This window comes from Noviherbaspirillum massiliense JC206, assembly GCF_000312045.1.
In the GTDB taxonomy this organism is placed as follows: Bacteria; Pseudomonadota; Gammaproteobacteria; order Burkholderiales; family Burkholderiaceae_D; genus Noviherbaspirillum; species Noviherbaspirillum massiliense.
Map to the genome: position 1 here is coordinate 504,780 of NZ_HE978634.1, position 21,491 is coordinate 526,270.

Below are 21,491 nucleotides of genomic sequence, written 5' to 3' on the forward strand. Positions count from 1 at the left end.
CCATGGCTCGCATCGATCTGGTCGACCTCGCCCATTCCTACAAGCCGAACCGGGCAGAGCCTCAGGATTACGCACTGCAGCCGATGAACATCCGCTGGGATGATGGCGGCGCCTACGCCTTGCTCGGACCATCCGGCTGCGGCAAGACGACACTGCTCAACATCATCTCCGGCCTTGTCAGGCCCTCGCAAGGCCGGGTGCTGTTTGACGGCCGGGACGTGACCGACTTGCCCCCGGAGACACGCAACATCGCTCAAGTGTTCCAGTTTCCCGTTATCTACGACACGATGTCGGTGTTCGACAATCTCGCCTTCCCGCTGCGCAACCGCGGCTGGAAGGAAGCCGAGATCCGCAAGCGCGTCGAGCAGGTGGCAAACATGCTGGAGCTGTCGGGGGAGTTGAAGTACCGGGCCAGCGGCCTGCCGGCCGATGCCAAGCAAAAGATTTCCCTCGGGCGCGGGCTGGTGCGCCCGGATGTGGCGGCGGTGCTGTTCGACGAGCCGCTGACGGTGATCGATCCGCATCTGAAATGGCTGCTGCGGCGCAAGCTGAAAGAAATCCACCATGAGCTGAAGCTGTCGCTGCTGTATGTGACGCATGACCAGGTTGAAGCCCTGACCTTTGCCGACAAGGTGGTGGTGATGACAAGCGGTGAAGTGGTCCAGGTGGGGACCGCGCAGGAATTGTTCGAAGCGCCGGCGCATACCTTCGTCGGCTATTTCATTGGCAATCCTGGCATGAACCTGCTGCCCTGCACGGTGCAGGATGGAATGGCGCGCATCGCCGGCGCGGCACCCATCGCCCTTTCACTAGAAGCAAAGGCCGCGCTCACCGGCGCAGGCGGCAAGCTCACCCTCGGCATCCGTCCGGAGTTCGTGGAGTGCCTTGCCTCGCAACAGGCGGATGCGGTGGAAGCGGCGGTGCTTGCGCTGCGGGATCTCGGCGTCTATCAGCTCGGCGAATTCCGGATCGGCTCGCAGACGGTGGTGGCCAAGATCCGGTCTCCGGTGCAGGCAGCAGCCGGCGCTCCGGCCTGGCTGCGCTTTCCGCCGGAACGTACCCTGTACTACCTCAACGACCAGCGGGTGGCCTAAGATGAAAACTCGGAATAATCGCGCGTGGTTCCTGGTGCTGCCGGTGATCATTTGCGTCGCCTTTTCGGCGATCCTGCCGCTGATGACGGTAGTGAATTACTCGGTGCAGGATATCCTCAGCCCGACGCAGAAGGTATTCGTCGGCACCGAATGGTTCCAGCAGGTGATGCGCGATTCCGACCTGCATGGCGCGCTGTACCGGCAGATCGTATTTTCGCTTTCGGTGCTTGCGATCGAAATTCCGCTCGGCATCCTGATCGCCCTGGCCATGCCGGCACAGGGCTGGAAGGCGTCGCTGTCGCTGGTGCTGGTTGCCCTGCCCCTGCTGATTCCCTGGAATGTGGTCGGCACCATCTGGCAGATTTTCGGACGCAGCGATATCGGCCTGCTCGGCTATGCCATCAACTGGATGGGCATCGACTACAACTATACCGGCAGTCCGGTGGATGCCTGGGTGACGGTGCTGGTGATGGATGTCTGGCACTGGACACCGCTGGTGATTCTGCTTGCCTATGCGGGACTGCGCTCGATCCCCGACGCCTATTACCAGGCGGCCCGTATCGACGGTGCGTCACGCTGGGCGGTGTTCCGCTTCATTCAGCTGCCGAAGATGCGCAATGTCCTCATGATCGCGGTGCTGCTGCGCTTCATGGACAGCTTCATGATCTATACCGAACCGTTCGTGCTGACCGGCGGCGGGCCCGGCAATGCGACTACCTTTCTGTCGCAATACCTGACGCAAAAGGCGGTCGGACAGTTCGACCTCGGGCCGGCGGCAGCTTTTTCCCTGGTGTATTTCCTCATCATCCTGTTGTTCTGCTTCGTGCTGTACAACTGGATGCAAAGGCTCGGCGCGGGAGAGACGAAATGATGAAGCGACGCTGGACCGGGCCGGTGCTGGTGGTTTATCTGATCCTGGCGCTGTTGCCGATCTACTGGCTGCTCAACATGGCCGTCAAGACCAATGAAGAGATTACCGGCGCGCTCACCCTGATACCCGAGCATTTTACGCTGGATAACTTCAAGGTGATATTCACCGATCCCTCCTGGTATGACGGCTACGTCAATTCCATGATTTATGTCGTGATCAACATGCTGCTGTCGGTGGCAGTGGCGCTGCCGGCGGCGTATGCGTTTTCGCGCTATTCCTTCCTCGGGGATCACCACCTGTTTTTCTGGCTGCTGACGAACCGGATGACGCCTCCGGCGGTTTTTTTGCTGCCCTTCTTTCAGCTGTATTCGACCATCGGGCTGATGGATACCCATATCGCTGTGGCGCTGGCGCACATGCTGTTCAATGTGCCGCTTGCGGTTTGGATACTCGAAGGCTTCATGTCGGGAATTCCGAAGGAGATCGATGAAACGGCGTATATCGACGGCTACAGCTTCCCGCGCTTCTTCATCAGGATTTTCCTTCCGCTGATCAAGTCGGGCATCGGCGTCGCCGCCTTCTTCTGCTTCATGTTCAGCTGGGTTGAGCTGCTGCTGGCACGCACGCTGACTTCGGTTGATGCGAAGCCGATCGGTGCGGTGATGACGCGCACTGTTTCCGCGGCGGGCATGGACTGGGGCGTGCTGGCGGCGGCGGGCGTGCTCACCATCCTGCCGGGCGCGCTGGTGATCTGGTTCGTGCGGCATTACATCGCCAAGGGTTTTGCGATGGGGAGGGTCTGACATGGAAAACGCGTTTGCATGGATGGCCTGGACGCCGCCGGTGGCAGTGTTTTTCATCGTGATCGTGCTGATGCTGATCGGGATGACGGTCTGGGAATTGAAATCGCCGACGATGGCACGCAAGGGTTTTCTGCCGATTCCGACCACCCGGGGCGACCGTTTGTTCATCGGCCTGCTGGTCGCTGCCTATGTGAACCTTGCATGGGCCGGAGTGACCGATCTGCCGCAATGGATCGCGGCGTCGATCGGTGTGCTGGTGCTGCTGATTGTGATGCGCTGGGGTTGACCTGCATCTCGGTGCGCGACCGCGTTCTTCCCTCCGTCGCGCGTCCATCTTGATGGGAAGGCAAAAAGAAGAGGAGAAGACATGAAACTACGACTGACAGTACTGGCGGCTGTGGCGATGCTGGTGTCTGGCGCTTCCTGGGCGGACATGCAGGCGGCCGAGAAGTGGGTGAACCAGGAGTTCCAGCCCTCGACGTTGAACAAGCAGCAGCAGCTGGCGGAAATGAAATGGTTCATCGATGCCGCCAGCAAGCTGAAAGCGAAGGGCGTCAACGAAATCAACGTGGTATCGGAGACCATCGATACCCATGTCTATGAGTCCAAGACGCTGGCCAAAGCATTCGAGGAAATCACCGGCATCAGGGTCAACCATGACATCATCCAGGAAGGCGATGTGGTGGAGAAGCTGCAAACGTCGATGCAGTCGGGCAAAAGCATTTACGACGGGTGGATTTCCGACTCCGACCTGATCGGCACCCACTACCGCTACGGCGCCATCATTCCTCTCTCCGATTACATGGCGGGTGAAGGCAAGGAATTTACCAATCCCGGACTGGATGTGAAGGATTTCATCGGCACCAGCTTCACTACGGCGCCAGACGGCAAGCTGTACCAGTTGCCGGACCAGCAGTTCGCCAATCTCTACTGGTTCCGGGCCGACTGGTTCGCGCGCAAGGACCTTCAGGACAAGTTCAAGGCGAAATATGGTTATGAGCTCGGGGTGCCGCAGAACTGGTCGGCCTATGAGGACATCGCCAACTTTTTTACCAATGACGTGAAAGAGATCGATGGCAAGAAAGTCTATGGCCACATGGACTACGGCAAGAAGGATCCTTCGCTCGGCTGGCGCTTTACCGATGCCTGGCTGTCGATGGCCGGATCCGCCGACAAGGGCATTCCGAACGGCATGCCGGTTGATGAATGGGGCATCCGCGTGGCGGACGACAAGTGCACGCCAGTCGGTGCGTCGGTGGCGCGGGGCGGTGCAACCAATTCGCCGGCCGCCGTCTACGCGCTGACCAAGTACATTGACTGGCTCAAGAAATATGCACCGCCGCAGGCCAGCGGCATGACCTTCTCGGAAGCGGGCCCGGTGCCGGGACAGGGCGATATCGCGCAGCAGATTTTCTGGTACACCGCGTTCACCGCACCAATGACGAAAGCACCGGCCGTCATCAATCCGGACGGCACGCCGAAGTGGCGCATGGCGCCCGGGCCGCACGGCCCCTACTGGAAAGACGGCATGCAGAACGGATATCAGGACGTCGGATCCTGGACCTTCTTCAAGTCGACGCCGCCCGAGCGTCGCGCGGCTGCATGGCTGTATGCACAGTTCGTGACTGCCAAGACGGTGTCGCTGAAGAAGTCGATCGTCGGAGTGACCTTCATCCGCGATTCCGATATCCGTCATGACTACTTTACGAAGAATGCGGCGAAGTATGGCGGCCTGATCGAGTTTTACCGCAGCCCGGCGCGGGTGGCATGGACACCAACCGGGACGAACGTGCCGGATTATCCGAAGCTGGCACAGCTTTGGTGGAAGAATGTGGCCACGGCGGTGACGGGGGAAAGGACGCCGCAGGCGGCCATGGATAACCTGGCGGAAGAAATGGATCAGGTGATGGCGCGGCTCCAGCGCGCGGGCATGAAGAATTGCGCCCCGAAGCTGAACGCGAAAGGCGATCCGAACAAGTGGCTGTCTGACAAGGGCGCGCCCTGGACGAAACTGGCCAATGAGAAGCCGAAAGGCGAGACGATTGCCTATGACAAGCTGCTGCAGGCCTGGAAGGAAGGCCGGGTGAAGTAATCCGGGCTTGGTGGCTCCGCCGGTATGCAGCTTTGCCGGCGATCCTGGAAAGGTTTTCCGACAAGACTCCGGTTTAACCCCCTTCCCTCTGCAAGGGTGGGGCTATGCCCGCTTTCCTTTCTTGACAAGGTATGCCTGCTGGTTGGCTTGCTTCAGCCGCCGGGCGTACCTGCATCTACGGGCCAGCTCCGAAAGTCTTTCCGCTTGCCGGATGCGCGAGCACGGCATCCAGCAGGCAATTTGCCCACAATGCGGCGCCGAGTGCCGAGGGATGATAGCCATCGGTGGCCATGAGGCCGCGATTGGTCAGCCGGGTAGGCATCGGCACATGGAGCATGTTGACCGACCCGGAGGTGAGCTGGCGGGCGCTTCTGTCGAGTGCTTGAGCCTTCAGGCCAAGCACGTGGCGCAATGGCTGGGGCAGTGCCGGAAAGATGTGGAGCGGCGGAACGCCGGAAATGATGACCAGCTTGGGGCTTGCGCTCGCGTCAAGATCATTGATCAATTCCTGAAGGGCGGCGCGGTAGCGGGCAACTGACCGGAATTCGGTGCTGTCGTTGACGCCGAATGCAACGAGGAGGATATCGACCGGATGCCGTGGAACGCTTGGCAGCAGCGTCTTCAGCGCACTGGTGACGGTGGCGCCATTTGCGCCGTACGCTTGCCAGTGTACTGGCCGCGCCATGCAAGCGGCGAGAACACGGGCGAATTGAGCAGTGATTGCTTCTTCATAGCTCGATACCCCGACGCCGGCGACCGGCGATTCGCCAATGGCAAGCAGACGCAGCGGGGTTGCAGCGGGCGCTCCCGCGGCTGGAAGCATGATGCCGCTGTGTGGCCCGCCGGCTTCCGGCAGCCGTGGCGTGACGCGTCGCGTGCGCCGGCCCTGAAGGAGCAGAAGCGGGAGTAGCGGGACCGCAAGCATCTCGGGCCACCAATGGCGCATCGTCGATCGTTCCTATGGCGAGCGGGAAGTACGGCTTGATGCAGTTGCCGGACGGGGACGAGTCAGGCAGGTTCGCCTGCTATGCGACACGGTATCCATGCTCGATCTTAATGCACTTGTCCATCACAACGAACAGTCCGGCGGCTTCAGCTTTTGCGGCGGCTTGGGGATCGCTGACGCCTAGCTGCATCCAGACGCAGCGCGCCCCGATCCTGATCGCGTCATCGACGATCTGCGGGATGTACTCGGATTTGCGGAAGCAGTCGACGATATCGATCTGCGTACCCTCCTTTTCCAGAGCGGCGGCGGCGTTTTCGAGCCCGGCGTAACATAGCTCACCGAGAATGTGAGCACCCGCACTCACCGGATTCACGGGGATGACGCGATAGCCCTGCATCTGCAGGTAGCGCGCTACGGTATGGCTTGGCCGGTGGTCCTTTTCGGACAGGCCGACCACGGCAATCGTGCGTGCTTGCCTGAGAATGGCAGAGATTGGGTCGTCCTGCTGTTCCATGTCATCCCTCTCGGAAACAAAAAAGGCAGCCGAAGCTGCCTTTCATTGTAGTGCGTACGACCGATCAGCGCTTTTGACGCAGCTTCTGGATTGCCGCGAGCTGAGCCATTGCTGCTGCCAGTTCCGCCTGGGCCTTCGCGTAGTCGATTTTCGATTCGCGATTGCTCAGGGCTTCTTCGGCCAGCCGCTTGGCTTCGCTGGCTTTCGCCTCGTCCAGGTCGGCACCGCGGATGGCGGTGTCGGCGAGGACGGTGACGGCATTCGGCTGCACTTCGAGCAGGCCGCCAGCAACGAAGACGAACTCGTCTTCGGCTTGGCCAGCGGTCTTGATGCGGACTGCGCCCGGCCGGATACGCGTGATCAGCGGAGTGTGCTGGGGATAGATACCCAGCTCGCCCGCCTCACCCGGCAACGCGACGAATTCCGCTTCGCCGGAGAAGATCTGCTCTTCGGCCGAGACGACGTCTACGTGGATAGTGTTTGCCATTGTGAGAACCCTTATGTCCGTCTGAAGACTTGGTACCGCAAGCGGCGCGTGGTGCGCCGCTCGGGGTTACTGGATCTTCTTGGCCTTTTCGATGGCTTCGTCGATCGTGCCGACCATGTAGAAGGCCTGTTCCGGCAGGTGATCCAGCTCGCCGGATGCGATCATCTTGAAGCCCCGGATCGTTTCCTTCAGGGGAACGTATTTGCCGGGTGAGCCGGTGAACACTTCAGCGACGTGGAAAGGCTGGGAGAGGAAACGCTGCATCTTGCGGGCGCGTGCCACCACCAGCTTGTCTTCCGGTGCCAGTTCGTCCATGCCGAGAATCGCGATAATGTCGCGCAATTCCTTGTAGCGCTGCAGAGTGCCCTGAACGGCGCGGGCGGTTTCATAGTGTTCTGCACCGACCACGTTCGGGTCAAGCTGGCGCGACGTCGAATCCAGCGGATCGACCGCAGGATAGATACCCAGCGCAGCGATGTCACGTGACAGAACCACGGTGGAGTCCAAGTGCGCGAAGGTAGTCGCCGGAGACGGGTCGGTCAAGTCGTCGGCAGGCACGTACACGGCCTGGATCGAGGTGATCGAACCGGTCTTGGTCGAGGTGATGCGCTCCTGCAGACGGCCCATTTCTTCGGCCAGCGTCGGCTGGTAGCCCACGGCGGAAGGCATACGACCCAGAAGCGCGGACACTTCGGTACCGGCCAGGGTGTAGCGGTAGATATTGTCGACGAAGAACAGCACGTCCCGGCCTTCGTCACGGAAGGATTCCGCAATCGTCAGACCGGTCAGCGCCACGCGCAGACGGTTGCCCGGCGGCTCGTTCATCTGGCCGTACACCATCGCCACTTTGGAGTTCGCCAGGTTGTCGAGGTCAACAACCTTGGAATCCGCCATTTCGTGGTAGAAGTCGTTACCTTCGCGAGTACGCTCACCGACACCGGCGAACACGGACAGACCGGAGTGCGCTTTTGCGATGTTGTTGATGAGCTCCATCATGTTCACGGTCTTGCCCACACCTGCACCGCCGAACAAACCGACCTTACCACCCTTCGCGAATGGGCAAACCAGGTCAATCACCTTGATGCCGGTTTCGAGCAATTCCTGCGAGGGGGACAGTTCGTCGTAAGCCGGGGCCTTGCGGTGAATCGCGGCGCGAACGTCGGTTGCGACCGGTCCACGTTCATCGATCGGGTTACCCAGCACGTCCATGATGCGGCCCAGAGTTGCCGGACCGACTGGCACCGAAATCGGTGCACCGGTACTTTGAATCGTCATGCCGCGACGCAGACCTTCGGAAGAGCCCAGCGCAATGGTGCGGACAATGCCGTCGCCCAGCTGCTGCTGCACTTCCAGGACCAGCTCGGAGCCTTCCATTTTCAGGGCATCGTACACCTTGGGCATCGCGTTGCGCGGGAACTCAACGTCCACCACGGCGCCGATACACTGAACGATTTTGCCATCAGCCATATTCGTTCCTTCAATATTTAATTTAGATTCTTTTCAGTTAAACCGCTGCCGCACCGGCGACGATCTCGGAGAGTTCCTTGGTGATCGCGGCCTGGCGGGTCTTGTTGTACACCAGCTTCAGCTCGCTGATCACATTGCCTGCGTTGTCGCTGGCGGCTTTCATGGCCACCATGCGCGCCGACTGTTCGGACGCCATGTTTTCGGCGACGCCCTGATAGATCAGCGCTTCGACATAACGCACCAGCAGATCATCGATTACGGTCTGTGCATCCGGCTCGTAGATGTAGTCCCAGGACATGTTGCCCTTGTCGACGGACAGCCGGTCGGCGGACAACGGAAGCAGCTGCTCCATCATCGGTTCCTGCTTCATCGTGTTGATGAACTTGGTGTAGCACAGGTATACCGCGTCGAGCCTGCCTTCCTGGTATGCATCGAGCAGTACCTTGACCGGGCCGATCAGCTTGTCCAGGTGCGGCGTGTCGCCGAGCTGGACTGCTTGCGACACGACCTTCGCGCCGATGCGATGCAGGAAGCCGAGGCCCTTGTTGCCGATGGCGACGGCTTCGACCTTCTTGCCCTGGCCTTCGACTTCGCGCATCTTGTTGGTCACCAGGCGCAGCACGTTGGTGTTCATGCCGCCGCACAGGCCCTTGTCAGTCGTCACCACGATGATGCCGACCGTCTTGGAACCTTCCTGCTTGACCATGAACGGATGCGTGTACTCCGGATTGGCCTGCGACAGATTGGAGGCGATCGTACGAATCTTTTCACTGTAGGGACGGGCCGCGCGCATCCGGTCCTGCGCCTTGCGCATCTTGGATGCGGCGACCATTTCCATCGCCTTCGTGATCTTCTTCGTATTCTCTACGCTCTTGATCTTGCCGCGTATCTCTTTACCTGCAGCCATGAGGTTTTACTCCTTCAGCGGCTCAGAATGTTTTCTTGAAGTCGGCAATCGCGGCGGCCATCTGTGCTTCGCCGTCCTTGTCGAGTTGCTTGGTCTCTTCAATCTTCTGCAGCAGCGCAGCGTGGCTGGTCTTCATGAAGTTATGCAGGCCGGCTTCGAATGCCAGCACATCCTTCACCGCGACGTCGTCGAAATAACCCTTGTTCACTGCGAACAGCGACACGGCCATCAGCGAGATCGGCAGCGGCGAGTATTGCGGCTGCTTCAGCAGCTCGGTCACGCGTGCACCGCGGTCCAGCTGCTTGCGAGTCGCTTCGTCGAGGTCCGATGCGAACTGCGCGAACGCTGCAAGTTCACGGTACTGCGCCAGGTCGGTACGGATACCGCCGGACAGGCCCTTGATGACCTTGGTCTGTGCAGCGCCACCGACGCGGGACACCGAAATACCGGCGTTGATCGCGGGACGGATACCTGCGTTGAACAGGGAAGTCTCGAGGAAGATCTGGCCGTCGGTGATCGAAATCACGTTGGTCGGAACGAAGGCGGACACGTCGCCAGCCTGGGTTTCAATGATCGGCAGAGCGGTCAGCGAACCGGTCTTGCCTTTCACTTCGCCATTGGTGAACTTCTCGACATAGTCGGGGTTCACGCGTGCGGCACGCTCGAGCAGGCGGGAGTGCAGGTAGAACACGTCGCCCGGGAATGCTTCGCGTCCCGGCGGACGGCGCAGCAGCAGCGAAACCTGGCGGTAGGCCACGGCCTGCTTGGACAGGTCGTCGTACACGATCAGTGCGTCTTCGCCGCGGTCGCGGAAGTATTCGCCCATCGCGCAGCCGGAATAGGCCGAGATGTATTGCATCGCTGCGGACTCGGAAGCGGAAGCGGCGACGACGATGGTGTATTCCATCGCGCCGTGCTGCTCGAGAGCGCGCACGATGTTCTTGATGGTCGATGCCTTCTGGCCGATCGCGACATAGATACATGTCATGTTCTGGCCTTTTTGGTTGATGATGGTATCAACCGCAACGGCCGACTTGCCGGTCTGGCGGTCGCCGATGATCAGCTCGCGCTGGCCACGGCCGATCGGCACCATGGAGTCGATTGCCTTCAGGCCGGTCTGCATCGGCTGCGACACGGACTGACGTGCGATAACGCCCGGGGCGATCTTTTCGATCGGGGAGGTCAGCTTGGTATTGACCGGGCCCTTGCCATCGATTGGCTGGCCAAGTGCATTGACCACGCGGCCACGCAGTTCAGGGCCGACCGGCACTTCCAGCACGCGGCCGGTCGTCTTGACCGTGTCACCTTCGGAAATGTGCTCGTATTCACCGAGAATAACGGCGCCAACAGAGTCGCGCTCGAGGTTCAGGGCGAGGCCGTAGGTGTTGCCCGGGAATTCCAGCATTTCGCCTTGCATTGCGTCGGACAGACCATGCACGCGCGCGATGCCGTCGGTCAGGGAGATGACCGTGCCTTGATTGCGAATCTCAGCGGTCTCGCCAAGGCCTTGGATCCGGCTCTTGATCAGTTCGCTGATTTCAGACGGGTTGAGTTGCATACTAACTCCTAAAATTGTTCACTCTGCTTAGCAGCGGAAGGATGGCGGGCTGGGCCGCCGATCACGGCGCTAAGGCTGCGTGCATCCGTTGCAGTTTGGCGCGTACCGAGGTGTCGAGCACTTCATCGCCCACCACCACACGAACGCCGCCGATCAGCGCTTTGTCCACAGTTACCGTAGGCTTGAGCTTGCAGCCGAATTTCTTTTCCAGCACCGCCACCAGATCCTTCAGTTGCGCATCGGACAATTCGAAGGCGCTCGTGACAATCGCGTCGGCCGCGCCTTCCTCAGCATTTTTCAATGCATGGAATTGCGCGCCGATTTCAGGCAGCAATGCCAGGCGGCCGTTCTGAACCAGCATCGCGACGAAGTTTTTCGCTTCAGGCGTGACCTTGGACTTCAGCAACGACAGGAAGGTGTCGGAAATCTGCTGATCCGAAAGTTTCGGGTTGTTGGCGAAGTTCTGGACTTCGGGAAGGGCCGCAACTTGCGCCATTTCCGATACGAGATCGGACCATGCCGCGAGGTTGCCGGACTGGGCCACGCGGAACAGGGCTTCTGCGTAAGGACGAGCAATCGTTGCGAGTTCGGCCATGATTACAGCTCAGTCTTCAGTTGGTTCAACAGGTCGGCGTGTGCCGCTGCGTTCACCTCGCGCTTGAGGATCTGCTCCGCGCCCTTCACTGCGAGGCTGGCGACCTCACCGCGCAATTCTTCGCGCGCACGGGTTACCTGCTGTTCCGCGTCTGCCTTGGCTGCAGCAATGATGCGTGCGGCTTCTTCGGCTGCGGTCTTCTTGGCTTCCTCGATGATCGACTGGGCACGTTTTTCGGCGTCATTGATCCGCTTCTGACCTTCATCGCGGGCTGAGGCCAATTCAGCCTGCGCACGCTTTTCGGCGGCAGCCATTTCTGCCTTGCCGCGGTCGGCGGCGGCCAAGCCGTTCGCAATCTTCTCGGCACGCTCGTCGAGCGCTTTCATCAGCGGCGGCCACACGAATTTCATCGTGAACCAGGCGAGGATGAAGAAGACCACGAACTGCGCAAACAAAGTTGCATTTAAGTTCACGGTGTTTTTTCCTTCTCAGAATAACGAGTGCCGAACCGCTTGGTTCGGCAGTTGAGAGTCGGCTAGCGCTGAGGCGCCAGGTAATTAGCCAGCGACAAACGGGTTCGCGAACGCGAACAGCATGGCGATACCGACACCGATCAGGAACGCCGCGTCGATCAGACCGGCCAGCAGGAACATCTTGGTTTGCAGGGTGTTCATCAATTCAGGCTGACGAGCCGAAGCTTCGAGGTATTTGCCGCCCATCAGTGCGATACCGATACAGGCGCCGATAGCACCGAGGCCGATGATCAAGCCGCAAGCCAGAGCAACAAAAGAGACGTCAGTCATGTCAATTCCTTCAAAAGGTTAAGGTTAAAAACAAAAATGAAAAACAAACTTCTTTACTTACTACTATCTTTCGATTCGTGACGCGGAATCCTTAGTGGCCCTCGTGTGCCTGGCCCATGTAGACCAGGGTCAGCATCATGAAGATGAAGGCCTGCAGGAAAACGATAAGGATGTGGAAGATCGCCCATGCGGAACCGGCAATTACCTGGCCAATGAAGCCGAAGGCAGTGGCGGTGGAACCGAGCAACGCGATCAGCAGGAACAGCAGTTCGCCGGCGTACATGTTGCCGAACAGTCGCATGCCGAGCGAAACGGCCTTGGCGAGGTATTCGATGATATTCAACAGCAGGTTGAACGGCGCGAGCCAGATGCCGAAAGGAGCGGCGAACAGTTCATGCAGCCAGCCGCCGAGGCCCTTGATCTTGATGCCGTAATAAAGCATCAGAGCCAGGACGCCGAGCGACATGCCGAGCGTGCCGTTCAAGTCGGCGGTCGGAACGACGCGGTGATGGATATCGATGCCCATCAGGCGGAAGATGCCGGAGAACAGGTCGACCGGGAGGAAGTCGAGAGAGTTCATCAATGCGACCCAGACGAATACGGTGAGCGCGAGGGGTGCGATAAAGGTGCGGTCGCCGTGGACGATGGCCTTGGACTGGTCTTCGACCATTTCGACAATCATTTCCACAAAAGCCTGGAAGCGACCAGGAACGCCGGAAGTGGCACGGCGGGCAGCCATCCACATGAAGAAACACGCGACTACACCCATCGCGACGGACCAGAACACGGTGTCCATATTGATGATAGAGAAGTCGACGATCTTTTCCTGATGATGAGTCGACAGGTGTCCGAGGTGGTGAACGATGTACTCGGACGCAGTTGGCGCGTGCGCCGCAGCTTCAGCCGTTTGAGATGACATGTCAGTGCCTAAATAATAAGATGATGTAACTCTTCAGCGCCACGATGAAGGCAGCGATCATCGCCAGCCAGTTCAAATCGCGGTACAGCCAAGCAACTGCGCCCAATAGCGCAATCGTCAACGCAATCTTGATGAATTCGCCGATGAAAAACGTCATCGGGTTCACCGTTCCCGGCTTGCGCGCGCTTATGAAAAGGCGCATTGCGAACAAGCCATTTGGCACCACACAGCACAAGCCGCCCAGCAGCGCCGAAATCAGCGCGTGCATTCCACCGAGGAGTCCTGCCACCAATCCGGCGGCGACCGTGGCCATTAATTGCAGGAGGACGACGCGCAGCATGTAAGTCAGGTGTCGTGCAATCCGTAGGGCCAGGATCCATGGCAAGCGCTACAGGCCGCAGTATGTCTCGGGAATGCTTCGTGGTGGTGCGTTTTGTGAAACCACGGGATTATAAGGGCTTTGTCGCACAGGCGTCAAACATTTGCCATGCCGAATTAAAAGTAAAAATCGCTGGTTTTTCAGTAGCTTAGCCGCTTGCCAACTGCGCGAGCCAGCGCCTTCCTTGCGGCCAGTCATGCAGGCCGCTGTCGGCGTTGATGTGGCCTTGTGCACCGATGGGACAAAAGCGCGCGCGCCAGTCAGCAGCCCAGGATTGCGCCCGCACCAGGTCGCACCAGGGGTCGTCGGATGATGCCGCGACGATCGCCGGGAAAGGCAAGGCAGCGCGCGGCATCGGGGCAAATCCGGAAGCGAATGCGGAAAACCCATCCCGCTCGACATCGGGCGGCGCAACCAGCAATGCACCCCTGACTTTCTCCGCATGGCTTTTGTGACCGTGCTCCGCGGCCCACCAAACAGTCAATGCGCATCCGAGGCTGTGCGCAGCGAGTATCACCGGACCATCCTGGGTTTCAATCGCTGCATCCAGAGTGGCTACCCAGTCGGAACGGCAAGGGCTGTCCCATTTCTGCTGTTGCACACGTTTTGCATTCGGCAGCATCGCTTCCCAATGGGTTTGCCAGTGGCCGGGGCCGGAATTGTAGAGGCCGGGAAGAAGCAGGATCGTCGCGCCCTCCAGGGCATTGCTTTCGAGGCCGGCGCTCATGCAGCGCGCAGTTTGGCGATCACGACGTCCAGCACGTCGAGGTTGGCGAAGTCAATGATCAACTGGCCCTTGTTCTTCGCGCCCAGCTTGATCGAGACGGCGGTTGCGAGGGTATCGGACAGTTCCTCTTCAAGGCGGGCGATGTCGCGCGTTTTCTCTTTCTGGACGCGGGCCTTGCCTGTTGTGTCCTGCTCGGTGGTGGCCCGCACCACCAGCTTTTCCGCTTCGCGCACCGACATGCGCTTGGCAAGGATCTGGTTGGCCAGGGTGATTTGAGTCGCGGCGTCGACGGCCAGCAATGCACGAGCGTGGCCCATGTCGATGTCTCCCGCCATCAGCATGGTTTGTACCGGCTTGGCGAGATTCAATAGACGCAACAGATTGGAGACGGCGCTGCGTGAGCGGCCGACTGCATTGGCCGCCTGTTCATGGGTGAAATTGAAATCGCTGATCAGGCGGTGAATGCCTTGCGCTTCTTCCAGCGGATTCAAATCTTCGCGCTGAATGTTTTCGATCAGGGCCATGGCAGCGGCGGCCTGGTCATCGACATCCTTGACCAGCACCGGCACTTCCGTCAGGCCGGCGATCTGGGCAGCGCGGAAGCGGCGTTCGCCGGCAATGATTTCATATTTGCCGTCGCCGTCGAGTGGACGCACCAGAATGGGCTGCATCAAGCCCTGTGCCTTGATAGATGCGGCGAGCTCATTCAGGGCACCTTCATCCATGCGCGTGCGCGGCTGATATTTGCCGGCCTGCATTTGCGTGACACTCAGCGTGGAAGGCGCGCCTGCAACACTGGGCACGGCCTCGGCGATGTCCGACGAGCCTCCGAGCAAGGCATCCAGTCCGCGTCCCAGTCCCTTGGGTTTTTTCATGGCCATGTCTGCCCCTTACATTGATTGGATGCGTTCCACCATTTCGGCGCCGAACTGGATATAGGCTTGCGCGCCTTTGGAGGTTGGGTCGAAGCTGACGCCCGGTATGCCGTACGACGGTGCTTCAGCCAGGCGAATGTTGCGCGGGATCAAGGTCTTGAATACCTTGTCGCCGAAGTGCTGCTCCAGTTGCTCGGAAACCTGTTGTGACAAGGTCATGCGCGGATCGAACATCACCCGCAGCAAGCCGATGATTTTCAGGTCGGGGTTGAGCTTGGCATGGACTTTCTTGATGGTATTGACCAGGTCGGACAAACCCTCGAGTGCATAGTATTCGCACTGCATCGGGATGATCACGCCATGCGCGGCACACAAGCCGTTGAGCGTCAGCATCGACAGCGCCGGCGGGCAATCGATCAGGACGAAATCGTAATCGGCGTCCACTTCTGCCAGGGCCGCCTTCAGGCGCTTTTCCCGGTTGTCGAGCTCGACCATTTCGACCTCGGCGCCGGCCAGTTCGCGATTGGCGGGCAAGACATCGAACTTGCCAGTTTCGGACGTGGCGCGCGCAGTCTTCACATCGGCCATGCCGAGAAGCACCTGGTACACCGAAGCTTGCAGCTCGGCTTTGTTGATACCCGCGCCCATGGTGGCGTTGCCCTGCGGGTCGAGGTCGACCAGAAGAACACGCTGCTGCAATTGAGCAAGGCCCGCCGCGAGATTGACGGCGGTAGTGGTTTTGCCGACACCGCCTTTCTGATTGGCGATGCAAAAGATTTTTGCCATGTAGTTTTAGTTGGTAGTGAGTTTGATTCCGAAGCCGATCAGGAAGATGCCGGCCGCCTTGGACGCGAAAGCCGCGAGGCGCTGGTGATGCGCAAGGCGCTTGGCGGCCGCATTGCCGGCCAGCACGAGCACGCTGCCGTAAAACAAGGTGCAACTTGAAATCATCAATCCCATAGTGAGAAAAGTCAGCGCCCCTTGATGCGTGGCCGGGTCAATGAAGAGCGGGAAAAAGGCCATGTAAAACACGATGGCTTTCGGATTAATCAGGGTGACGAACAGGCCACGGCGAAAATCGGCGAGATGGGAAAAGGGCACGGTCTTGTCGTTACCGCCCTGCTTCGCCGCTAGTAGCCTGATGCCGAGATAAGCGAGATAGGCGGCGCCGAGGTACTGCAGGCCTTTGAACAACAGCGGATTGGCTTGAAGCAAGGCTGCCACGCCGATCGCGGCAAGGAACATCAGGATGGCATCGCCCAGCATGAGGCCGAACAGCGAAGCATAACCTCCGCGCAAGCCGCGCTGGGCGCTGCAGGTCAGCACACAGAACGTACCGGGCCCCGGCAACATGAGGAACACCATGGTGGCTGCGATCAGTTGCCAGGCATCGGTGATGCCCAAGGCATGGAAGAACGGATTCATGGCCTGCTTCCTTCCGCTTTTTCAGTGGCTTCAATGAATACCAGATGCCGCTCGGCCTTCAGGCCGGGCACCGCCAACGGGTGCACTTCAAGCACTCGCCATTCCTGGGGCAAACGCGCAATCTCGTCTTTCGGCAGGATGCCCTTCATCGCAATGAAGCGTCCGCCCTCTTCCAGCAGATGGGCGGACCAGGTGACGAAATCGGCGAGTTCGGCAAAAGCGCGCGAGGTAATGACATCGAACTTGCGCGGCACCTTCAGCTGCTCCACATGCGCGGTATGGATAGTCACGTTTCCTAGTCCGAGCTCCGCTTTTGCCTGGGTCAGGAAGGCTGTTTTCTTGTGTACCGTGTCGACCATGGCCACTTGCATGTCCGGGCGGGCGATCGCGAGCACCATTCCGGGAAGACCGCCACCGGCGCCGACGTCCAGCACATTCATCGCATCAGCAAATGCCGGCACCACGGCGAGCGAATCCAGCAGGTGCTGCGTCACCATCTGCGCCGGGTCGCGTACGGCAGTTAGGTTGTAGACTCCGTTCCACTTGTGCAAGAGCGCAAGGTAATCCAGCAATTGGCCTGACTGCCGCTCGGTCAAGGCCAGTTGCATCTCAGCACTGCCCTGCTCCAGTGTGCGTAACAGCGCTGGCCGGTCAAATCCGCTCATGGTCTGCCGCCGCTCACGCTGCTGCCTGAGACGCGGCGAATTCCTTGAAGCCGCCCTTTTTCAGATGCACCAGCAACAAGGAAATCGCCGCTGGGGTCACGCCGGAAATGCGCGACGCCTGTCCGAGGGTTTCCGGACGGTGCTTGTTCAACTTCTGCCGAACCTCGATCGATAATCCTTTGACTTCCATGTAATCGAGTGCGGCCGGCAGTTTCAGGTTTTCATAGTAGTCATGGCGTTCGACTTCGCGCGCCTGGCGGTCAATGTAGCCGGCGTACTTCACCTGGATTTCCACTTGCTCGCGCACGGCTTCGTCCGTGACACCAGGCCCGGCCAGGTTCTGCCCGTCTGCACCCTTGAGACTCATCAGGCATTCATAGCTGACATTCGGCCGGCGAAGCAAATCAGTGAGCGCGTACTCTCGCTCGATTGCCTTTCCCAGCACGCGTTGCGCCTCTGCCTCGGGAACCAGACGGGGATTGACCCATGTCGATTTGAGGCGTTCGAGCTCCCTTGCCACCGCTTCGCGCTTCCTCTCGAATACTTCCCACTGAGCATCGCTGATGCAGCCGAGCTGGCGCCCGATTTCAGTCAGGCGCAGATCGGCGTTGTCTTCTCGCAAGCTCAAGCGGTATTCGGCACGGCTGGTGAACATCCGGTATGGCTCCTGCACGCCTTTGGTGATCAGGTCGTCAACCAGAACGCCAAGATAGGCTTCGTCGCGCCGTGGCGTCCACGCTTCCCTGCCCTGCGTGTACAAGGCGGCATTCAATCCGGCCAGCAAGCCTTGGGCGGCGGCCTCTTCGTAGCCTGTAGTGCCATTGATCTGGCCGGCGAAGAACAGTCCCTGGATCGCCTTGGTTTCCAGCGACGCTTTCAAGCCGCGCGGATCGAAATAGTCATACTCGATCGCATAGCCCGGCCGCAGGATATGCGCGTTTTCCAAGCCGCGAATCGAGTGCACCAACTCAAGCTGCACATCGAAAGGCAGGCTGGTGGAGATACCGTTCGGGTAAAACTCGTTGGTAGTCAGCCCTTCCGGCTCTAGGAAGATCTGGTGCGATTGCTTGTCGGCAAAACGATGGATCTTGTCTTCAATGGAAGGACAGTAGCGCGGACCGACGCCTTCAATGACGCCGGTGTACATCGGGCTGCGATCGAGGCCGCCGCGGATGATGTCATGGGTGCGTTCATTGGTATGTGTAACCCAGCATGGCAGCTGCTGCGGATGCAAGTCCACCGAGCCCATCACTGAAAACACCGGAATCGGATCGAGATCGCCCGGTTGCACTTCCATGACAGAAAAGTCGATGGTGCGACCATCGATGCGTGGCGGGGTGCCTGTTTTCAAGCGCCCCTGCGGCAGCTTCAACTCCTTCAGGCGCGCAGACAGGGAAACGGCCGGCGGATCACCGGCGCGCCCTGCCGAATAGTTGTTCAGACCGACGTGAATTTTTCCGTCGAGAAAAGTACCAGCGGTCAACACCACGGCACGACTGCGAAACCGGATTCCGACTTGCGTGACGGCCCCCACGACCCGATCGCCCTCCACCATCAGGTCGTCTACCGCCTGCTGGAAGAGCCACAGATTTGGCTGATTTTCCAGGCGTGAACGAATCGCTTGCTTGTATAGTATGCGGTCGGCCTGAGCACGGGTCGCTCGTACGGCGGGCCCCTTGGAGGAATTGAGGATGCGGAACTGAATACCCGCCTCGTCGGTGGCAATTGCCATGGCACCACCCAAGGCGTCGACTTCCTTTACCAAATGCCCCTTGCCAATACCCCCGATGGAAGGATTGCACGACATTTGACCAAGGGTTTCGATATTGTGAGTGAGCAACAATGTCTTCTGCCCCATTCGGGCAGAAGACAAGGCAGCTTCGGTGCCGGCGTGGCCACCGCCAACGACGATAACGTCAAACTCTGTAGGGAAAAGCATGATTTGGCCTGTGAAGAGATTGGGAAGGCACGTGAACAGGCAAAGCCTTGAAGGCGAAATTATACGGCGTTTTGCCGGCTTGCCGTTTGGGATCGCTTGACCTTAGGGGAATTGTTTCACGTGAAACCTTCTTGGGAGTGCAAAGCATCCCGTCCTGCCCCATCCTCAAAGGTAGCCAAATGCGGATGCATGTGCACGCCCTAATCAAAGCCAGACAAGAAATGTTTCACGTGAAACACAGAAACGCTATTTCAGGAAGGCGTCATAGCCCGTCTTGAGAATCAAGGAGCCCACCACTATCAAAAATAGTTTGCGCACAAAACCGCTGCCATGGCGTACCGCCAGATGACTGCCCACCATAGAGCCAGCGATATTAAAAGCCGCCATCAGGATACCCAACTGCCACAGAACATGCCCGCTGTAGCCAAACCACAGCAATGCGGCCAGGTTGCAAGCCACATTGACTACTTTTGCCACGGCTGACGCGCCAAGGAAATTGAAGCCGAAGAAGCGCACAAACAGAAAGACTAAAAAACTTCCCGTTCCCGGACCAAAGAAGCCGTCATAAAACCCGATCCCGCCCCCGACAATGACAGCCAAGACTTTTTCCTTCAGTCCGGTATGTACCGGAGCATGCAGGCTACCCAAGTCCTTCTTCTTCAACGTATACAACGCCACCAGAATCAAAATGAAGGGGAGCAGCTTGCGCATGAAATCCGGCGGAACACGGGTAACGGTATACGCCCCGAGGAAAGCCAGAACAAAGGCCGCCAAAGCGGCCGGCACAGCCGTACTCCACTCCAGCTTTACCCGGCGCGCCAGTGTCGCGGCAGCAGCACTCGTTCCCCAAATGCTCGCAAGCTTGTTCGTACCAAATAACGTTGCCGCGGGGACATTCGGCAAGGCGGTAAACAATGCCGGGATCTGGATCAAACCGCCACCACCGACAACTGCATCAATCAAGCCGGCTAGAAAAGCTGCCGCGCACAGGACGAGATAATCAACCATGCGCAACTCCGGCGAACGAACGTTCCCTGATGCGGGTGGAGAAAAAAATGGAAAGAATCATGCGATAACCTGAACAGAATTGGCGGAAAAACCTTCGGGGAAAGCCCGCCATTTTACCGCGCCAATAGAGCTGCCTGATTCCTTGAAGCAAGCAAAGAGTCCGATGCGACATCCGAGAACGGGTGGAGCGCAAGTGGTTAAAATGGCGTCCATACCCGTAAAAAATGAGGAGACAACCATGGCTACCGCTCAAACCCTTTCCCCCTTCAGCTTCAGCACTGTCCCGCACATCCTCTGTGAAGCTGGCGCCGCCAAACGCTTGGGCGAAGAGATCAGGATGCGCTTTTCCCAGGTGCGACGCGCACTGATTGTGACCGATGCCGGATTTCTGAAAACGGGTCTGGTTGATGCCCCGGTCGCCAGCCTGCGATCCAATAATATCGACGTCAGCATCTTTTCCGGTGTGCTCGCAGACCCACCGGAACAGATCGTGTTACAGGCGGCTGCGGAAGCGCGCAAATATGAAACCGACCTTGTTATTGGCTTGGGCGGCGGCAGCTCGATGGACGTTGCGAAACTGATTGCGGTCCTGGCGGGAAGCGGCCAGGACCTGAAATCGATGTACGGCATCGGCAATGTAAAAGGCAGCCGCTTGCCGTTAGTGCAAGTACCCACTACGGCCGGAACTGGCTCCGAAGTGACACCCATTTCCATCGTCACGACCGGGGAAACCACCAAGATGGGCGTCGTGTCGCCGCAGCTATACGCCGATTTGGCTGTCCTCGACGCCGAACTGACCCTTGGCTTGCCGCCCAAGGTCACTGCAGCAACCGGCATCGATGCCATGGTGCACGCCATTGAAAGCTATACCAGCAAGCACAAAAAGAATCCCTTGTCCGACCTGCTAGCGACAAAAGCGCTGGCATTGCTTTCCGAAAACCTTGTCGCCGCATGCGAAGACGGCAGAAATCTCGGGGTTCGGCAATCGATGCTGCTTGGCGCAACTCTGGCCGGCCAGGCTTTTGCCAATGCCCCGGTCGCGGCCGTGCACGCCCTCGCCTACCCGGTTGGCGGGATCTTTCATGTGCCCCACGGCTTGTCGAATTCCCTGGTCCTGCCTCATGTCCTGCGCTTCAATGCGTCCCACGCCGCACCTCACTACGCCGAGCTTGCCGAAATCTTGGTGCCGGACGCCACCGGCACGGCAGAGGCACGTACCCATGCGTTCATCGCGAAGCTTGAGGAAATTGCGGAACGGGTAGGAATCGAAACCCGGTTGCGTGAAGTAGGCATCACCGAAGCCGACATCGACCGGCTCGCGGACGATGCCATGCTGCAAACCCGACTGCTGACCAATAACCCGCGCGAAGTTACCCGTGAAGATGCCCGTGCGATTTATGCGGCGGCCTGGTAAGGG

The 21,491-nt window shown here is 59.2% G+C and carries 24 protein-coding genes; 6 read left to right on the forward strand and 18 right to left on the reverse strand.

Features of this window, described 5'->3' with window-relative positions:
- Positions 1 to 2 precede the first annotated feature (2 nt).
- From HGHM_RS02525 to HGHM_RS02545, 5 genes are all read left to right on the forward strand, one after another.
- Positions 3 to 1,094 (forward strand): ABC transporter ATP-binding protein, encoded by a 1,092-nt coding sequence (locus HGHM_RS02525; RefSeq protein WP_019139929.1) that lies wholly within the window; start codon positions 3 to 5, stop codon positions 1,092 to 1,094.
- Position 1,095: 1 nt separating this feature from the next.
- Positions 1,096 to 1,965 (forward strand): carbohydrate ABC transporter permease, encoded by an 870-nt coding sequence (locus tag HGHM_RS02530; protein ID WP_026075636.1) that lies wholly within the window; start codon positions 1,096 to 1,098, stop codon positions 1,963 to 1,965.
- Complete coding sequence (locus HGHM_RS02535; protein ID WP_020693809.1) at positions 1,965 to 2,768, forward strand: carbohydrate ABC transporter permease; 804 nt, start codon at positions 1,965 to 1,967, stop codon at positions 2,766 to 2,768. Before HGHM_RS02530 ends, HGHM_RS02535 begins: the two co-directional genes overlap by 1 nt.
- A gap of 1 nt (position 2,769) precedes the next feature.
- Positions 2,770 to 3,054, forward strand: a complete 285-nt coding sequence (locus tag HGHM_RS02540; protein ID WP_019139932.1) for a DUF2160 domain-containing protein — start codon at positions 2,770 to 2,772, stop codon at positions 3,052 to 3,054.
- 81 nt (positions 3,055 to 3,135) lie between these two features.
- Positions 3,136 to 4,860: an ABC transporter substrate-binding protein gene (locus tag HGHM_RS02545; protein ID WP_026075637.1), complete on the forward strand. Its 1,725-nt coding sequence runs from the start codon at positions 3,136 to 3,138 to the stop codon at positions 4,858 to 4,860.
- A 175-nt stretch (positions 4,861 to 5,035) separates the two neighbouring features.
- Here HGHM_RS02545 and HGHM_RS02550 read toward each other — a convergent pair whose 3' ends face one another.
- The 18 genes from HGHM_RS02550 to HGHM_RS02635 all read right to left on the reverse strand — a co-directional run bounded on the left by HGHM_RS02550 (position 5,036) and on the right by HGHM_RS02635 (position 20,074).
- Positions 5,036 to 5,806, reverse strand: coding sequence for an SGNH/GDSL hydrolase family protein (locus HGHM_RS02550; protein WP_019139934.1), 771 nt, complete (start codon positions 5,804 to 5,806; stop codon positions 5,036 to 5,038).
- Positions 5,807 to 5,885: 79 nt separating this feature from the next.
- Positions 5,886 to 6,320 carry a CoA-binding protein gene (locus HGHM_RS02555; RefSeq protein WP_019139935.1) on the reverse strand — a complete coding sequence of 145 codons (435 nt, stop codon included), beginning with the start codon at positions 6,318 to 6,320 and terminating at the stop codon, positions 5,886 to 5,888.
- 64 nt (positions 6,321 to 6,384) lie between these two features.
- Positions 6,385 to 6,807 carry a F0F1 ATP synthase subunit epsilon gene (locus tag HGHM_RS02560; protein ID WP_019139936.1) on the reverse strand — a complete coding sequence of 141 codons (423 nt, stop codon included), beginning with the start codon at positions 6,805 to 6,807 and terminating at the stop codon, positions 6,385 to 6,387.
- A gap of 66 nt (positions 6,808 to 6,873) precedes the next feature.
- Entirely contained in the window at positions 6,874 to 8,274 is a 1,401-nt protein-coding gene (gene atpD, locus HGHM_RS02565) for a F0F1 ATP synthase subunit beta (RefSeq protein ID WP_019139937.1), read from the reverse strand.
- Positions 8,275 to 8,311: 37 nt separating this feature from the next.
- A complete protein-coding gene (atpG, locus tag HGHM_RS02570) occupies positions 8,312 to 9,181 on the reverse strand; it encodes a F0F1 ATP synthase subunit gamma (protein WP_019139938.1) in 870 nt (289 codons plus the stop codon).
- 22 nt (positions 9,182 to 9,203) lie between these two features.
- On the reverse strand, positions 9,204 to 10,739 hold the full coding sequence (gene atpA, locus HGHM_RS02575) for a F0F1 ATP synthase subunit alpha (protein ID WP_019139939.1): 1,536 nt from the start codon (positions 10,737 to 10,739) through the stop codon (positions 9,204 to 9,206).
- A gap of 61 nt (positions 10,740 to 10,800) precedes the next feature.
- Entirely contained in the window at positions 10,801 to 11,334 is a 534-nt protein-coding gene (locus HGHM_RS02580; RefSeq protein ID WP_019139940.1) for a F0F1 ATP synthase subunit delta, read from the reverse strand.
- 2 nt (positions 11,335 to 11,336) lie between these two features.
- Entirely contained in the window at positions 11,337 to 11,807 is a 471-nt protein-coding gene (locus HGHM_RS02585) for a F0F1 ATP synthase subunit B (RefSeq protein ID WP_026075638.1), read from the reverse strand.
- An 84-nt stretch (positions 11,808 to 11,891) separates the two neighbouring features.
- Entirely contained in the window at positions 11,892 to 12,137 is a 246-nt protein-coding gene (gene atpE, locus HGHM_RS02590) for a F0F1 ATP synthase subunit C (protein WP_019139942.1), read from the reverse strand.
- A gap of 91 nt (positions 12,138 to 12,228) precedes the next feature.
- Entirely contained in the window at positions 12,229 to 13,056 is an 828-nt protein-coding gene (gene atpB / locus HGHM_RS02595) for a F0F1 ATP synthase subunit A (RefSeq protein WP_026075639.1), read from the reverse strand.
- A 1-nt stretch (position 13,057) separates the two neighbouring features.
- Positions 13,058 to 13,396, reverse strand: a complete 339-nt coding sequence (locus HGHM_RS02600; RefSeq protein ID WP_026075640.1) for an ATP synthase subunit I — start codon at positions 13,394 to 13,396, stop codon at positions 13,058 to 13,060.
- Positions 13,397 to 13,583: 187 nt separating this feature from the next.
- Complete coding sequence (locus HGHM_RS02605; protein WP_019139945.1) at positions 13,584 to 14,162, reverse strand: RBBP9/YdeN family alpha/beta hydrolase; 579 nt, start codon at positions 14,160 to 14,162, stop codon at positions 13,584 to 13,586.
- Positions 14,159 to 15,043 carry a ParB/RepB/Spo0J family partition protein gene (locus HGHM_RS02610; protein ID WP_019139946.1) on the reverse strand — a complete coding sequence of 295 codons (885 nt, stop codon included), beginning with the start codon at positions 15,041 to 15,043 and terminating at the stop codon, positions 14,159 to 14,161. The genes HGHM_RS02605 and HGHM_RS02610 overlap by 4 nt, the downstream gene beginning before the upstream one ends.
- Before the next feature lie 9 nt (positions 15,044 to 15,052).
- Positions 15,053 to 15,823, reverse strand: a complete 771-nt coding sequence (locus tag HGHM_RS02615) for a ParA family protein (protein WP_019139947.1) — start codon at positions 15,821 to 15,823, stop codon at positions 15,053 to 15,055.
- Positions 15,824 to 15,829: 6 nt separating this feature from the next.
- Entirely contained in the window at positions 15,830 to 16,462 is a 633-nt protein-coding gene (gene leuE, locus HGHM_RS02620; RefSeq protein WP_019139948.1) for a leucine efflux protein LeuE, read from the reverse strand.
- Complete coding sequence (gene rsmG, locus HGHM_RS02625; protein ID WP_019139949.1) at positions 16,459 to 17,127, reverse strand: 16S rRNA (guanine(527)-N(7))-methyltransferase RsmG; 669 nt, start codon at positions 17,125 to 17,127, stop codon at positions 16,459 to 16,461. The genes leuE and rsmG overlap by 4 nt, the downstream gene beginning before the upstream one ends.
- 13 nt (positions 17,128 to 17,140) lie before the next feature.
- Complete coding sequence (gene mnmG, locus HGHM_RS02630; protein WP_026075642.1) at positions 17,141 to 19,066, reverse strand: tRNA uridine-5-carboxymethylaminomethyl(34) synthesis enzyme MnmG; 1,926 nt, start codon at positions 19,064 to 19,066, stop codon at positions 17,141 to 17,143.
- Positions 19,067 to 19,312: 246 nt separating this feature from the next.
- Positions 19,313 to 20,074 (reverse strand): TSUP family transporter, encoded by a 762-nt coding sequence (locus tag HGHM_RS02635; protein WP_019139951.1) that lies wholly within the window; start codon positions 20,072 to 20,074, stop codon positions 19,313 to 19,315.
- Positions 20,075 to 20,312: 238 nt separating this feature from the next.
- Between HGHM_RS02635 and HGHM_RS02640 the strand changes: the two genes are divergently transcribed.
- Positions 20,313 to 21,488: an iron-containing alcohol dehydrogenase gene (locus HGHM_RS02640; protein ID WP_019139952.1), complete on the forward strand. Its 1,176-nt coding sequence runs from the start codon at positions 20,313 to 20,315 to the stop codon at positions 21,486 to 21,488.
- The last annotated feature ends 3 nt before the right edge of the window (positions 21,489 to 21,491 follow it).